Source organism: Chitinophagaceae bacterium (assembly GCA_016710165.1).
Classification (GTDB): Bacteria; Bacteroidota; Bacteroidia; order Chitinophagales; family Chitinophagaceae; genus Ferruginibacter.
In genome coordinates this window covers 108,589-121,012 of record JADJLJ010000005.1, presented here as the reverse complement: position 1 = coordinate 121,012, position 12,424 = coordinate 108,589, and the positions used below count along the sequence as shown (strand labels likewise).

Here is a 12,424-nt window from a genome sequence, read left to right as displayed (position 1 = left end):
TAGGCAATAAAACAAGCAAAATGAAAAAAGTATTCAACCTTTCAAACCAATTGATCCGTTTGACAGCAGTGGTTGTTTTGATCTTCGTGGTACAAAGCTGCAACGAAACCCCCAAGGAAGTGAAAACCGAAGCAGCAGTGCCGGCTGAGACACATGAATATTTTAATCTCCGGCCCAAACTGGAAAAAGAGTATGGCTATTCACATGCCGTAAGGATCGGGGATGACCTTAAGATCTCCGGGGCGGTAAGCATGAACGATTCGGGGGTCATTGTTGCCCCCGGCAATATGGAACAACAGATGAAAAACTGCTACAGCGACCTGGAAAAGATCTTACAGCATTATGGGTATACGTTTGACGACGTGGTAGTGGAAAATGTTTTCACAACCAATATGGCCGAATTTATCAAGGTTTCAGGCTTCCGGAATACCGTGTATAAAAAACAGTTCCCGACCGGCACCTGGCTTGAAGTAAAAGGATTGGCGGTCCCCGGGCAGCTTATCGAAATTGACATGGAAGCGCATAAGGCAAAATAATGATCGGGCGGATCAATAAAATATCCTGCCCGGCAATACCCGGATGTTGAGATCTAAAAGACCTGCGAATTGAAAAGACTGCTGAATATCTGCCTGCTGCTGACATTCCTTATGGGCTACCTGGAATGGGGAAAGGACAAGAGTATGTTCATTTTCCAGGGTGAAGCGGATATATTCTCAAGGTCTATTAGTGACCCCGGTGCTTTTTTACACCCCTTCATCCTGGTTCCTTTGTGCGGGCAGATCATGCTGCTGGTTACCTTTTTTCAGAAAAGACCGGGCAGGATATTAACCCTGGCGGGGTTGGCCTGCTTAAGTTCGATCATGCTTTTCCTTTTTTTTATCGGACTGATCACCCCCAGTATTAAAATTGCAGGATCCGTAATCCCATTTCTGGTTACGGGTATATTTGTTTTACGGTATAACCGGAAAAGACAATCCTGAAACAAATTTTGTAAATTGGTAAACCTTCGTAAGCCCATTCTGTTATCAAATGAACAAATCAACGATCATGAAACGTATACTTTTTTCCTGCATCCCCCTTATGTGTGCCATCCTGCTGATCTCCTGCAACAATAATGCTGATAAAAAAGAAGAAGCCATGGCACCGGAATTAAAAGAAGAGAACATCCGTTACAAACTCGACAGCCTTACCATGGACGGCTACATTGTGTACGACGGAAACCAGCAAGGCAAACGCCCTGCGGTACTTGTGGTACATGAGTGGTGGGGAATGAATGACTATGCGAGATCAAGGGCCAGGCAGCTCGCCGAAATGGGTTACATTGCCATGGCGGTTGACCTGTATGGCAATGGCCGCCGGGCCGATAACCCTACCGATGCCGGGAACCTGGCCGGGCCGTTTTATGCAAACCCTGCCATGGCCAAAGCACGTTTTGATGCAGCGCTTACTAAACTAAAAGAATACAAAGAGGTGGATACCGAGAATATGGCCGGCATTGGTTATTGCTTTGGCGGAGGCATGCTGCTGAATTTAGCGAGGATGGGTGAGCCACTTAAAGGCATTGTCAGTTTCCATGGCAGTTTACTGGGCACACCGGCCGATAAGAACCTGCTGAGGTCGAAAATACTGGTATGCCACGGGAATGATGATAAATTTGTTCTGCCTGGAGAAGTAGCTGCGTTTAAAAAACAGATGGACTCCATCGGTGCAGATTATATTTTTAAAGGCTACGCCGGTGCCACCCACGCATTCAGCAACCCGAATGCCACGGCCGTGGGACAGAAGTACAATATTCCCATTGCCTATAACGCCGCCGCCGACAGCGCTTCCTGGAATGAGATGAAAGGATTTTTCAGAAACCTGTTCAAATAAGATACAACCCCTGCAGGCAGTAATGGCCCGGTTCTTTACTGTTTGCAACTGACCCCATATTCAAAAAGCAGCAGATCTTCCTGCTGTTTTTTATTGATCCTGATCCGGCTCCCGCCTTCCAGGGCCACCTGGTCCATTACCTGCTGCTTGATCTTTTTATCGGGCAGAATAAAATGATGGCTCACGTCTCCCCTGCCCTCCTGGTTCATGTTGAACATCTTTGCCGGCTGGCTGCATGCAAAATCAAAAACAGAGAATTCAATGGTCTTTATATTCTTATTGGTTTCTGTTTTAAAATGGATCTGCTTATTGCTGATATCATACACGATGCTCCATTTGGTAAAACTGCCCTGTGCTACCTTATCAAGGATAGAGAAGGCAAAACCGGTAACGGGTATATTGCTACCGGAATCCTGGTATCGCTTCAGCATCCTGCATGCTTTCACAAAACGGTCAAGCGAGTTGTTGCCTGGCAAGATACCGGGTTTATCAACCAGTGAGTTTGCTGTCTGAACGGAGGATGCATAGGTATTATTGGTGAGTACCGGGAAAGGCAGGTCATCCTCTTTATGAACAGTCATCCTGCCATCCAGGAATTCTATGGTGGCCACATTGCCCCCCGAATCCGCTACCAGGAAATGAATGGGTGTGGCCCTGGTGCTGATCCGTATCTGTGCATCACTGCGGATCAGTTCTGCAGTGGTTGCAGAATTGTCGAGTTGGTATTGTATCCACTGCAACCCGATCACCGCTGGCCTGTTGTCGGCAGCAGGATACGTGGTGCCGTCCAGTTGCATCAGTTCAACCACCAACCCCTTTTCATTCATTCCGCCGGTTGGAAATTCCTTCCCAAACTGGTTGAATGTGATACTGCCGTATTTTGATATCCAGGTGGCGGCAGGCCCGTCACTGGTGTACAGGGAGGTTTTAAACAGTCCACGCTGGTTGGTATTTACAATGCCGGCACCGGTCACCCAGTCATAATTCCTTCCAAAAACGATCTGGCCGTTCTTATTGATGCAGAAGGTAGTGCAGGCTGAAATAACCTGGCTGCAAAAGCTAAACAGGGAGAATACCATTATTCTTTTCATGGCGTACTTTCTTCAAGCTACCCATTATTTTAAAGTGGCCCGCCGGGAAAAAGGATGAGCGGAAAAGAAGCCTCTTTTAAAATCAAATAAAATTTTGTTTCTTGTATATACCGTTACACTGTCAAATGAATATCGTGATCACATCCCGCCCCGAACCAGGATACCTGCTGGTAGAATCCAGGGGTGAACTGTTTACCAGGGATGACCTGTTGAGACAAAGCAGGCTGATCCATGACGAGATCATAAAACACCAGGCCAAAAGGATACTGGTTGATGAGGTGGCCACTAAATTTCCGCTGGAACTTTTTCCGTATTACGAACTGGTTAAATTCTACCTCGACAATTTCCCGCCCGGTATCCGCCAGTTCAAAATTGCCATTGTGATCGCAGAAGACTATGAAAAGATGGCCCGTTTCTGGCAAACCGTATGTACAAACAGGGGACTGCAGTATTTTGCATTCACTTCTTTCCAAAAAGCTCAGCACTGGCTGACAAATGAAACTTACCAATCGTTAAAATGAAAGATCCGAAGCAACCTGCTTTGGGAAAAACAGAACATTATTTAACCAGCTAAACTTTTCTTCAGCAGCGCCATTTGCCCCATGTGGTAGGCATCATGCTGCAGGCATCCTATAATGAGTTCGTAGTAGGTCTGCCCCTTTTTGGGAGAATCTTTATAGAGATTATCTTCATTAAAATGGTGTATGGCATTGCGGAGCAAATGATATGCTGCTTCAAAATCATGCAGGGCCTGTTTCCAGTTGGCCTCATCCAGTTCCGGGGGCAGTGAAAAATCCTTGAACGGCGGCGGGTTATCACTTCCAGTGAGGCGGTTAACCACGGTGGTCCGCCAGTAAACAAGGTGCGATACCAGCATCCAGATACTGTTGCCGTCTGCGCTGAGGGTTCTGGCAGCCTTCCCCGCATCCATGCCATGCAGCACTTCCTTAAAGTTGAGCCCGATCCAGCAATCGCCATGCTGCAGGTCGGCAAATAGTTTTAGTATGCGGTTAATTTCATTAGCCATATTTTTGTCAGTAGGTTCGTGGTGAATTGTTAATGGTTCATAGCCCCGGGTTGTATCAAATGTACAATTTCATTGACAATTCCGGCTACCGGCCATAAACTATGAACCCCGAACCATGAACCATGAACCATTAACTGACAACGATTTCGCATGAACATTGAATTCAACAAGAACGAGGATGCAATGAAACTGGCCTGGAGCCAGGTAAGGCAACGACTGGAAAAGATCTATGAAGGCGGCGGAAAGAAATCGGCAGCCCGGCAAAAAGAGCGGAACAAACTCACCGCCCGGGAACGGATAGCATATTTGTGCGATAAGGATGCCGCTTTTACAGAGATAGGCGCTTTTGCCGGCTATGATATGTACCCCGATGAAGGGGGCTGCCCGGCAGGCGGCACCGTCAGCGGTATTGGTTATGTAAGCGGCAGGCAGTGTGTGATCGTTGCAAACGACCAGACCGTGAAAGCAGGTGCCTGGTTCCCCATCACCGGTAAGAAGAATCTACGGATGCAGGAAATAGCGATGGAGAACAACCTGCCCATCATATACCTGGTTGACAGTGCCGGTGTCTTCCTCCCCATGCAGGACGAGATCTTTCCCGATAAAGAACATTTCGGCCGCATCTTCCGCAACAATGCAAAGATGAGTGCCATGGGTATTACACAGATAGCCGCCGTAATGGGCGCCTGTGTGGCTGGTGGCGCCTACCTGCCCATCATGAGCGATGAGACACTGATGGTGGAAGGCAATGGTTCGATCTTTTTAGCCGGCCCTTACCTGGTGAAGGCTGCCATTGGCGAGGACATAGACATTGAAACACTGGGCGGTGCAGAAACACACAATGCCATCAGCGGTATTGCCGATTATAAATTCAAGACAGAAGAGGAATGCCTGGACAAGGTGAAGAAGATAATGGGAAAAATCGGCCACCACAAAAAGGCCGGCTTTGACCGGATCAGATCAAAAGCACCGGAAAAAAATAATGGTGATATCTATGGCATCATGAGTGAGGGAAATACCAAACCCTACGATGTAACCGGTATCATCAACTGCATTGTGGATGCAGGAAGTTTTGATGCTTTCAAAGAAGAGTACGGCAAGACCATCGTGTGTGGTTATGCCCGCGTGGACGGATGGGCGGTGGGTATTGTTGCCAACCAGCGCCTGATCGTAAAAAGCAAGAAAGGCGAGATGCAGTTGGGCGGTGTTATTTACAACGACAGCGCCGATAAAGCAGCCCGCTTCATCATGAACTGCAATCAAAAAAGGATACCGCTTGTTTTTTTACAGGACGTGACCGGCTTCATGGTAGGCAGCCGCAGCGAACACAGTGGTATTATTAAGGACGGTGCCAAACTGGTGAATGCTGTTGCCAATTCGGTAGTGCCCAAGATCACCATCATCACCGGTAATTCCTATGGTGCAGGCAACTATGCCATGTGCGGCAAAGCCTACGATCCCCGTTTTATTTATGCCTGGCCCACGGCAAAGATCGCGGTGATGGGTGGCGAGCAGGCGGCCAAAACCATGCTCCAGATACAGGTGGCTACCTTAAAAGCCAAAGGCAAAGAGATCACTCCCGAAGAGGAAAAAAAACTGTTGCAACAACTGATACAACGCTACGATTCTCAAACCACCCCCTATTATGCTGCTGCCCGGCTTTGGGTGGATGGCATCATTGACCCGGGAGAAACAAGGAAATACATTTCAGAAGGCATTGCTGCAGCGGATCACAACCCGGATATCCCGGAATTTAAAACAGGGGTTTTCCAGGTTTGATGAACGTTTCCACGTTTAAGGATTTAAGCCATTTAAAGGGTTTAAAAAATTTATACCTTCTTTAAGCCTTCAACCCTTAAACGACTTAAACCTTTAAACGATTACTAATTGTCTGAAATAAAGATCTATACCGATGGTTCTTCCCGTGGTAATCCCGGCCCCGGTGGCTTTGCCGTTATACTGATGTGGAATCATCACCGCAAAGAGATCTCCAAAGGCTTTCGCCTTACTACCAACAACCGGATGGAATTGCTGGCCGTTATCACCGGGCTGGAAGCCATTACCAAAAAAGAGCTGCCGGTGGTCATTTATTCCGACAGCCAGTACGTGGTGAAGGCCATTGAGGAAGGCTGGCTGAATAACTGGATAAGAACAGACTTTAAAGGCGGAAAAAGAACAAAGACCTTTGGACCAGATATTTTCATCTTTCCCGGAAGATGAAAATAAAAATGAAATGGGTGAAAGGCCATGCCGATAACCCCTTTAATAACCGCTGCGATGAACTGGCCACGGCTGCAGCCGACGGGAAACATCTTGCCGTTGATGAAGGCTATGAAGAATTGATTTGAAGATCAGTTAATCTTCAGATATCAAATTATTCAAGCTACGACTTTCTTTCTGGCAGTCTTAAACAAAAACACATAGCTTCCAAAAAGAATTGTACTGAAAATAAGATCCTGTACCCACTTGATAAAAGGAATCCCTGCGGTCATGCAACTAATGTACCCGCTGAAAATATTATCGTAAGCATTTAACGTATCAAAAAAGAAGGTGTTGGTATTACTGAGAAAATAAAACAAAAGCGATGAAACCAGTGAAAATCCGGCCACGGTAATAATGTTGATCTTCTTCATTGCAAACCCAAGCAGGGTGATGAACAACAAAGCGGCATAGTTGCCTATCTGCTCTAACCCATAGAATCCGGGGGACGTAGTGAAAACTTCCAGGATAATATCCGATGCAAACATGGCGAACAAGGGCATGGCAAAAGAAAGTCTTTTATCTGTTATAACTACCCCGCTGAATAATGCGATCGCTATGATCGGACTAAACGTATGTGGATGGGTTGCTACTTTTAAGATCACCGCAAAAATTACCAATACAGCAGCAACCAGTAAATTCAGTTTATTTTGTTTCATACCTTCTGGAAGATTTTCACAAAAATAAGCAATAATATTTTTCCGGTGGCATTTTGTAAATGCAGTTATCCTCAGCCTGTGAATTAAGCAAATCAATAACTTTGAACCATGGCACAGCACAATAAGACCGGCAGCCTGGGGGAAAACATGGCCGTGGAATACCTCTCCGGCAAAGGCTTTGCTGTGCTGCACCGGAACTGGCGTCATTTGCACTGGGAAGTGGACATCATTGCCCAAAAAGACGGCATCCTGCATTTCGTGGAAGTGAAGACCCGCCGTACAAAAAAATTCGGCCACCCGGAAGAAGCGGTTTCTAAAAAAAAGATACAGAACCTTATAAATGCCTCAGAAGAATATCTTTACCAGCAACCCCAATGGAAAAGGATACAGTTCAACATACTCGCCATCACGATCATAAAGGATGAACCCGTTGAGTATTTTCTGATCGAAGATGTGTATTTGTGAGAGGGAATACGGGATACGAGATACAAGATACAGGATACAGGATACTGGATCAGGGTTCAGGGATCATGGATCTTAAACAAGTATTCTCCTAATGACCAATGCCTAATGCCCAATTTCCATTGCTTCCTGCATCTTCTCCACCAGTTTATACGTAGCCGGGCAGTATTCAATGTTCTGCTTGTGTATGTGCATATAGTCCAGCATCTTTCTTTTGGGTAAATGAGGAAAGCCGGAACAATCGGCAGGCCTTATTTCGTAAATGGAACATTTATTATCCGCTAAATTCAGGAACTGGCAGGGCTCCACCTTGTTGAGCATGTCGCCGATCCTGTCCTTACGAAGCCATTTTTTAGTGAACTCCTCCGGCGTTTGTCCAAAATGTTTTGATATCCGTTTGATATCGGTTTTGGTGAACGTAGGACTCATCGTCTTGCAGCAGTTGGCGCAGCTAAGGCAGTCCACTTCCTTCCACACTTCGGGCTCCAGTGACCGGGTAAGATTATCCAGTCCCCGTGGGGGATCCTTCTCGATCTTTGTAAGAAATGCTCTCAGTCTTTTTTTATTGAAACGTACTTTTTGCCTGAACGAACGGAGGTTAACTGCCTGCATATTGTATATTGATGACTATTGACGAAATTTAGGCTGCGAAAATAGTGTATATTGACTTTAATGAATAATCTTAATTTTCAAACGCCTTCGCCGCATGTGGGAACCCTATAAGAAAGGATTTAAAGCCTGGCTGCAGCTTGAAAAATCACTGGCCGATAACTCGGTAGAGGCATACCTGCGTGACATTGAGAAACTGACGGATTACCTGCAAACAACAAGAAGAATGGTAACCCCGCAGGAACTTAAGCTGAAAGACCTGGAAAATTTCGTGCAATGGACAGGCGAACTGGGCATGACCGTTGCTTCCCAATCGAGGATCATTTCGGGCATGAAAAGCTTTTACCGGTATTGCGTTATGGAACAGATCGTTACAGCAAACCCCACGGAACTGCTGGAATCGCCCAGGCAAAAAAGAATGTTGCCCGACACCCTGAGTTTTGAAGAGATCGAAAGCATCATTGCACAAATTGACCTGAGCAAACCCGAAGGCGGCCGCAACAAAGCCATACTGGAAACCATGTACAGCTGCGGGCTACGGGTGAGTGAACTGGTGAACCTGCGTATCAGCTGCCTCTTCCTGGATGTGGGTTTTATCAGGGTGATCGGCAAGGGCGATAAGGAGAGGCTGGTGCCCATTGGCAGCGAAGCCATCCGGTACATCAACATTTACCGGAATGATATCCGGGTACATATAAAAATCAAACCCGGGCAGGAAGATTTTTTATTCCTGAACAGGCGGGGTAGCAAACTCAGCAGGGTTATGATCTTTTGATGCTGAAAGAGCTGGCACAGAAAGCTGGCATTACCAAGAATATCTCCCCGCATACCCTGCGCCATTCCCTTGCCACACACCTGGTGGAAGGCGGGGCCGACCTGCGGGCCGTTCAGGAAATGCTGGGGCACGAAAGCATCACCACCACCGAGATCTATACACACCTCGACCGGGAATACCTGCGGGAAACCCTGCACCAGTTTCACCCGGCTTTTAAATAGTACCTGGTCAGACGGGACGCCAGGCCATAAAAAACCGGTCAGTTGCTCCTGTATTTATTAATCAGTTTCAGGCAGCAAACATGACCGGCGTAAACAACCATCACTATCGAACTATGAAACTACTTTTACTTATTAACTGGTTTTTGTCATCGAATACCCGGATATAATAAACGCCCCCACTCCATTTACTGTCGGCAATTATTTTTTCTGTATGACCGTTTACTGTTGCAGTGATCTGTTTTTGCAGCATGATACGCCCGGAAGCATCCGCAATTTGAATAGTGTGAATGCCTGCTTGTTTTAATTTTAATGATACATTGATTGCATTGCCCCGCTGAACGGGATCGGGAAATATTCTTATGGAGTCGGTCAGCAAAGTATTGATACGGGCTTTTACTTCATTATATGCGGAGATCTTTTTTACCACACTCACCGCACCAACCATTCCGGCCACTCTCCTGGTTCCGAAGTCAGAAATAACTGTCACACTATCCAGCGTCTTCGCTTTTGCCTTCCGGGTGGTTATAACTATTGCCCCGTTTGAGCCATCCGGGCCAAATAAGGCAGTTGCTTCGGGCCCCTTGAGTATTGAGTATTCTTCAACGTCATCCGGGTTAATATTAACGCTGCCTGGCATGATCGTACCATCCACCACATACAGAGGCTCACTGCTATTTGCAATAACACTTACAGCACCAAGCAGTACCGTTGCGCCTGGACAGTTTTTTCTTGCCGGCGGTTTATTACCAGGCAGCTCCTTTAATTGCCTGGTCAATAAAACTTCCCAGTTTTTTTTCTTGTCCTTAAAATTATCGGCGTTGATGGTAAATTCACTAACACCATAACCTTCAGCTTCTACTTTAATAAAATACTCCTCATTTCCTTTTAACCCCTTCAGTTTATATTCTCCTTTCTTATCTACTAAAACAGTATCTGCGTCATTGTTACTTCCTTTTATAACAATAATTTTAGCGTTGCCAACAGGCTGTCTGGTTTCATCGTCTTTTACATTCAGTACAGCAACATGTTTTGAGTTATTCATACTTTTCCTGCCTGCTACAACTATTTCCATAAGTCCGGATGCATATCCATAGTCCAAGATGATATTTATTATTCGTTGCGTTCCTATCGCGACTTCTGTTTCCCGGAAACTTGCACCTGCAACAAGAAGTATGTCATTTGGTTTTACTTTAATTGAGTAGCTGCCATTGGCATCCGCTGAAATTCCATAGCGGGTACCTTTAATTTTAATTGAAGCAAAAGAAACAGGATTGCCATCAATATCGGTCACGTTACCCTTTACAACCCAACTGGCCATTGCCGGCTCACCAATATTATCAACAGCAGGCTTAACCGGGCTTAGCTCAGTAACCGTCCTGATCCCTCCCTGCGATTTCACTGTATTTGCTTTTGAAAAGAACATAAAGAACATCAGCAGGTAATTCCAATACCAGAACAGCCTTTTCTTAGGTTCTTTCGGACGGAAAATGGTCCTGTTCAATTGAGCGGGTAAAGCCCGGCCGCAGACTTTTTCGTGGGTGAGCCTGGTAAAATAGTTCAGCACTTCGGTATCGGTCATCATGCTGAAGTCAACCACTTCCTTTGCACAGGCATTGCAATAGCGGCCCTGTTGCGTGGGCGTCATGTGGTGCCAGTTCTCGTGGCATGGATCGGGAATGGAGAGATGTAACTTCTGCATAACAGCCGGTTTGCTATACGGATGCCGCATCAGAAATCATTACATAAATTGGATGGAAATATTTTCAGAGAAAGGTTGGGTGCAGTAAGGAAAGGATCATTTACTTTCCAGCACGATATCGGGTTGCTGAAAACTCACCCGGTCATCGTAAACACTCCTGGTGACCTTCTTACGGTAGTTCTTGAACATGCTTTGCCAGCGCAGTTTTAAAACTCCCAGCACGCCTTCCTTGATGATGCCTTTGTTCATCTTGCTGGCGCCAAATTCACGGTCGATGAACGTGATGGGTACCTCGGTTATCTTAAAGCCCAGTTTCCAGGCGGCAAATTTCATTTCGATCTGGAAGGCATAGCCAACGAAACTGATCTGGTCCAGGTTGATGGCCTCCAGTACTTCGGCCCGGTAACAGACAAAGCCGGCGGTAGGGTCTTTTATCGGCATCCAGGTTATGATCCTTGTATAAAGCGAGGCTCCTTTTGAAAGCATGATACGGTCCGTTGGCCAGTTGGCCACCGCCCCGCCTTTTATGTAACGGGAACCTACAGCAACCCCCGCCCCGTTCTTACAGGCCAGGTACAGTGCATCAAGGTCTTTGGGATTGTGTGAGAAATCGGCATCCATCTCAAATATAAAACGGTAACCTTTTTCCAGGGCCCAGCGGAAACCATGTATATAGGCAGTGCCCAGCCCCAGTTTACCGATCCGTTTTTCCAGGAATAACTGCCCGGGATATTTTGGAATAAGGGCATCGATGATATCAGCGGTGCCGTCCGGGGAATTGTCGTCGATGATAAGCAGGTGATAACCCGATCGCAAACCAATGACCGCATCAATTATCTTTTCGATGTTTTCTTTTTCATTGAAGGTTGGTATGATGACTAACTTTTCCAAAAATACGGGAAGGGGTTTGATCCAAATTTACAATAAATAACACATTGCCCTGGCAACTTGTTTTCTACAACCTGTATTTAATTATTCTTTAACAGGGTCCGGTTCAGTATCTCGGTCAGTTTCTGCTTGGTATGCAACGGAAAATCGCCCCGCATCATCCAGTCATAATACTGGGGCTCAGCCCTTAGTACATCCGATACTGCCCTCCCCTTGTGTTTGCCGAAATTGAATATTTCTTTACCATGATCGTTGTAGCTGAACCGGCGGGCATAGTCCACGATCTTGTCTTCGCCGATCACGCCGAGTATCGAGTCGACCGAGTCGCCCAGTTTTTCATAGCGTTTCAGCTGGGCCATCAAAACATCAATGGTTGCATTCACATCCGTCTCGGCACTGTGGGCACCTACCAGTTCCTTTTCGCAAAAGAATTTGTAGGCGGCAGTAAGTGTCCGTGGCTCCATGGTATAAAAAATATGCTGCACGTCGATCATCTTACGGGTACTCAGGTCAACATCCATGCCAGCCCTTAAAAATTCTTCCATTAAAATGGGAATATCAAAGCGGTTGCTGTTGTATCCACCCAGGTCGCAGTTCTCAATGAACATCTTTATTTCGTTGGCAGCCTGCTTGAACGTGGGGGCATCTTTTACCATTTCATTGCTTATGCCATGAATGTCGGTTGATTCCTGCGGGATAGGCATTTCGGGATTGATCAGTTTTCGCTTGGTCAGCCTGCTTTTGTCGGGCATTATTTTTACCAGGGCGATCTCTACAATGCGGTCTGTGGAGAGGCTTACTCCGGTTGTTTCGAGGTCAATAAAAACAATGGGACGTTTAAGTTGCAACATGTTGGATTTTA

The 12,424-nt window shown here is 46.3% G+C and carries 15 protein-coding genes and 1 pseudogene; 9 read left to right on the top strand and 7 right to left on the bottom strand.

Annotation, left to right across the window (positions count from 1 at the left end; translation table 11 throughout):
• The first annotated feature begins 20 nt into the window (after window positions 1–20).
• The 3 genes from IPJ02_16600 (at window position 21) to IPJ02_16590 (ending at window position 1,872) form a co-directional block, all read left to right on the top strand.
• Window positions 21–536, top strand: coding sequence for a RidA family protein (locus IPJ02_16600; GenBank protein ID MBK7377100.1), 516 nt, complete (start codon window positions 21–23; stop codon window positions 534–536).
• 69 nt (window positions 537–605) lie between these two features.
• Window positions 606–980 carry a hypothetical protein gene (locus tag IPJ02_16595; protein ID MBK7377099.1) on the top strand — a complete coding sequence of 125 codons (375 nt, stop codon included), beginning with the start codon at window positions 606–608 and terminating at the stop codon, window positions 978–980.
• Between the two features lie 100 nt (window positions 981–1,080).
• Window positions 1,081–1,872, top strand: a complete 792-nt coding sequence (locus tag IPJ02_16590; protein MBK7377098.1) for a dienelactone hydrolase family protein — start codon at window positions 1,081–1,083, stop codon at window positions 1,870–1,872.
• Between the two features lie 35 nt (window positions 1,873–1,907).
• Here IPJ02_16590 and IPJ02_16585 read toward each other — a convergent pair whose 3' ends face one another.
• The gene (locus tag IPJ02_16585; protein MBK7377097.1) at window positions 1,908–2,963 is read right to left on the bottom strand and encodes a linear amide C-N hydrolase; all 1,056 of its coding nucleotides are present in this window, start codon (window positions 2,961–2,963) and stop codon (window positions 1,908–1,910) included.
• Between the two features lie 134 nt (window positions 2,964–3,097).
• On the opposite strand from IPJ02_16585, the gene IPJ02_16580 reads away from it, so the two are divergent.
• Entirely contained in the window at window positions 3,098–3,484 is a 387-nt protein-coding gene (locus IPJ02_16580) for an STAS/SEC14 domain-containing protein (protein ID MBK7377096.1), read from the top strand.
• Between the two features lie 41 nt (window positions 3,485–3,525).
• Here IPJ02_16580 and IPJ02_16575 read toward each other — a convergent pair whose 3' ends face one another.
• The gene (locus tag IPJ02_16575; GenBank protein MBK7377095.1) at window positions 3,526–3,990 is read right to left on the bottom strand and encodes a DinB family protein; all 465 of its coding nucleotides are present in this window, start codon (window positions 3,988–3,990) and stop codon (window positions 3,526–3,528) included.
• Between the two features lie 150 nt (window positions 3,991–4,140).
• Here IPJ02_16575 and IPJ02_16570 point away from each other — a divergent pair, with 150 nt between their 5' ends.
• Together IPJ02_16570 and IPJ02_16565 are read left to right on the top strand one after the other, a co-directional pair.
• Complete coding sequence (locus tag IPJ02_16570) at window positions 4,141–5,769, top strand: acyl-CoA carboxylase subunit beta (GenBank protein ID MBK7377094.1); 1,629 nt, start codon at window positions 4,141–4,143, stop codon at window positions 5,767–5,769.
• 183 nt (window positions 5,770–5,952) lie between these two features.
• Window positions 5,953–6,338 (top strand): annotated as a pseudogene (locus IPJ02_16565) (ribonuclease HI).
• A gap of 30 nt (window positions 6,339–6,368) precedes the next feature.
• Here the strand turns inward: IPJ02_16565 and IPJ02_16560 are convergent.
• Complete coding sequence (locus IPJ02_16560; protein MBK7377093.1) at window positions 6,369–6,908, bottom strand: hypothetical protein; 540 nt, start codon at window positions 6,906–6,908, stop codon at window positions 6,369–6,371.
• A gap of 108 nt (window positions 6,909–7,016) precedes the next feature.
• Between IPJ02_16560 and IPJ02_16555 the strand changes: the two genes are divergently transcribed.
• Window positions 7,017–7,373, top strand: a complete 357-nt coding sequence (locus IPJ02_16555) for a YraN family protein (protein MBK7377092.1) — start codon at window positions 7,017–7,019, stop codon at window positions 7,371–7,373.
• Between the two features lie 102 nt (window positions 7,374–7,475).
• Here the strand turns inward: IPJ02_16555 and IPJ02_16550 are convergent, their stop codons facing one another.
• Window positions 7,476–7,982 (bottom strand): YkgJ family cysteine cluster protein, encoded by a 507-nt coding sequence (locus IPJ02_16550; GenBank protein MBK7377091.1) that lies wholly within the window; start codon window positions 7,980–7,982, stop codon window positions 7,476–7,478.
• Window positions 7,983–8,076: 94 nt separating this feature from the next.
• On the opposite strand from IPJ02_16550, the gene IPJ02_16545 reads away from it, so the two are divergent.
• Together IPJ02_16545 and IPJ02_16540 are read left to right on the top strand one after the other, a co-directional pair.
• A complete protein-coding gene (locus tag IPJ02_16545; GenBank protein MBK7377090.1) occupies window positions 8,077–8,754 on the top strand; it encodes a tyrosine-type recombinase/integrase in 678 nt (225 codons plus the stop codon).
• The gene (locus tag IPJ02_16540; GenBank protein MBK7377089.1) at window positions 8,754–8,975 is read left to right on the top strand and encodes a tyrosine-type recombinase/integrase; all 222 of its coding nucleotides are present in this window, start codon (window positions 8,754–8,756) and stop codon (window positions 8,973–8,975) included. Before IPJ02_16545 ends, IPJ02_16540 begins: the two co-directional genes overlap by 1 nt.
• A 103-nt stretch (window positions 8,976–9,078) precedes the next feature.
• Here IPJ02_16540 and IPJ02_16535 read toward each other — a convergent pair whose 3' ends face one another.
• From IPJ02_16535 to IPJ02_16525, 3 genes are all read right to left on the bottom strand, one after another.
• The gene (locus tag IPJ02_16535; protein ID MBK7377088.1) at window positions 9,079–10,674 is read right to left on the bottom strand and encodes a carboxypeptidase-like regulatory domain-containing protein; all 1,596 of its coding nucleotides are present in this window, start codon (window positions 10,672–10,674) and stop codon (window positions 9,079–9,081) included.
• A 96-nt stretch (window positions 10,675–10,770) separates the two neighbouring features.
• Window positions 10,771–11,565, bottom strand: coding sequence for a polyprenol monophosphomannose synthase (locus IPJ02_16530; protein ID MBK7377087.1), 795 nt, complete (start codon window positions 11,563–11,565; stop codon window positions 10,771–10,773).
• A 77-nt stretch (window positions 11,566–11,642) separates the two neighbouring features.
• Window positions 11,643–12,413: a 3'-5' exonuclease gene (locus IPJ02_16525; GenBank protein MBK7377086.1), complete on the bottom strand. Its 771-nt coding sequence runs from the start codon at window positions 12,411–12,413 to the stop codon at window positions 11,643–11,645.
• Window positions 12,414–12,424 lie beyond the last annotated feature (11 nt).

Coding starts and splice junctions, on each gene's coding strand:
- IPJ02_16600 (MBK7377100.1), top strand. CDS start 21: ATGAAAAAAGTATTCAACCTTTCAAACCAATTGATCCGTTTGACAGCA.
- IPJ02_16590 (MBK7377098.1), top strand. CDS start 1,081: ATGTGTGCCATCCTGCTGATCTCCTGCAACAATAATGCTGATAAAAAA.
- IPJ02_16585 (MBK7377097.1), bottom strand. CDS start 2,963: ATGAAAAGAATAATGGTATTCTCCCTGTTTAGCTTTTGCAGCCAGGTT.
- IPJ02_16575 (MBK7377095.1), bottom strand. CDS start 3,990: ATGGCTAATGAAATTAACCGCATACTAAAACTATTTGCCGACCTGCAG.
- IPJ02_16570 (MBK7377094.1), top strand. CDS start 4,141: ATGAACATTGAATTCAACAAGAACGAGGATGCAATGAAACTGGCCTGG.
- IPJ02_16560 (MBK7377093.1), bottom strand. CDS start 6,908: ATGAAACAAAATAAACTGAATTTACTGGTTGCTGCTGTATTGGTAATT.
- IPJ02_16555 (MBK7377092.1), top strand. CDS start 7,017: ATGGCACAGCACAATAAGACCGGCAGCCTGGGGGAAAACATGGCCGTG.
- IPJ02_16550 (MBK7377091.1), bottom strand. CDS start 7,982: ATGCAGGCAGTTAACCTCCGTTCGTTCAGGCAAAAAGTACGTTTCAAT.
- IPJ02_16545 (MBK7377090.1), top strand. CDS start 8,077: ATGTGGGAACCCTATAAGAAAGGATTTAAAGCCTGGCTGCAGCTTGAA.
- IPJ02_16540 (MBK7377089.1), top strand. CDS start 8,754: ATGCTGAAAGAGCTGGCACAGAAAGCTGGCATTACCAAGAATATCTCC.
- IPJ02_16535 (MBK7377088.1), bottom strand. CDS start 10,674: ATGCAGAAGTTACATCTCTCCATTCCCGATCCATGCCACGAGAACTGG.
- IPJ02_16525 (MBK7377086.1), bottom strand. CDS start 12,413: ATGTTGCAACTTAAACGTCCCATTGTTTTTATTGACCTCGAAACAACC.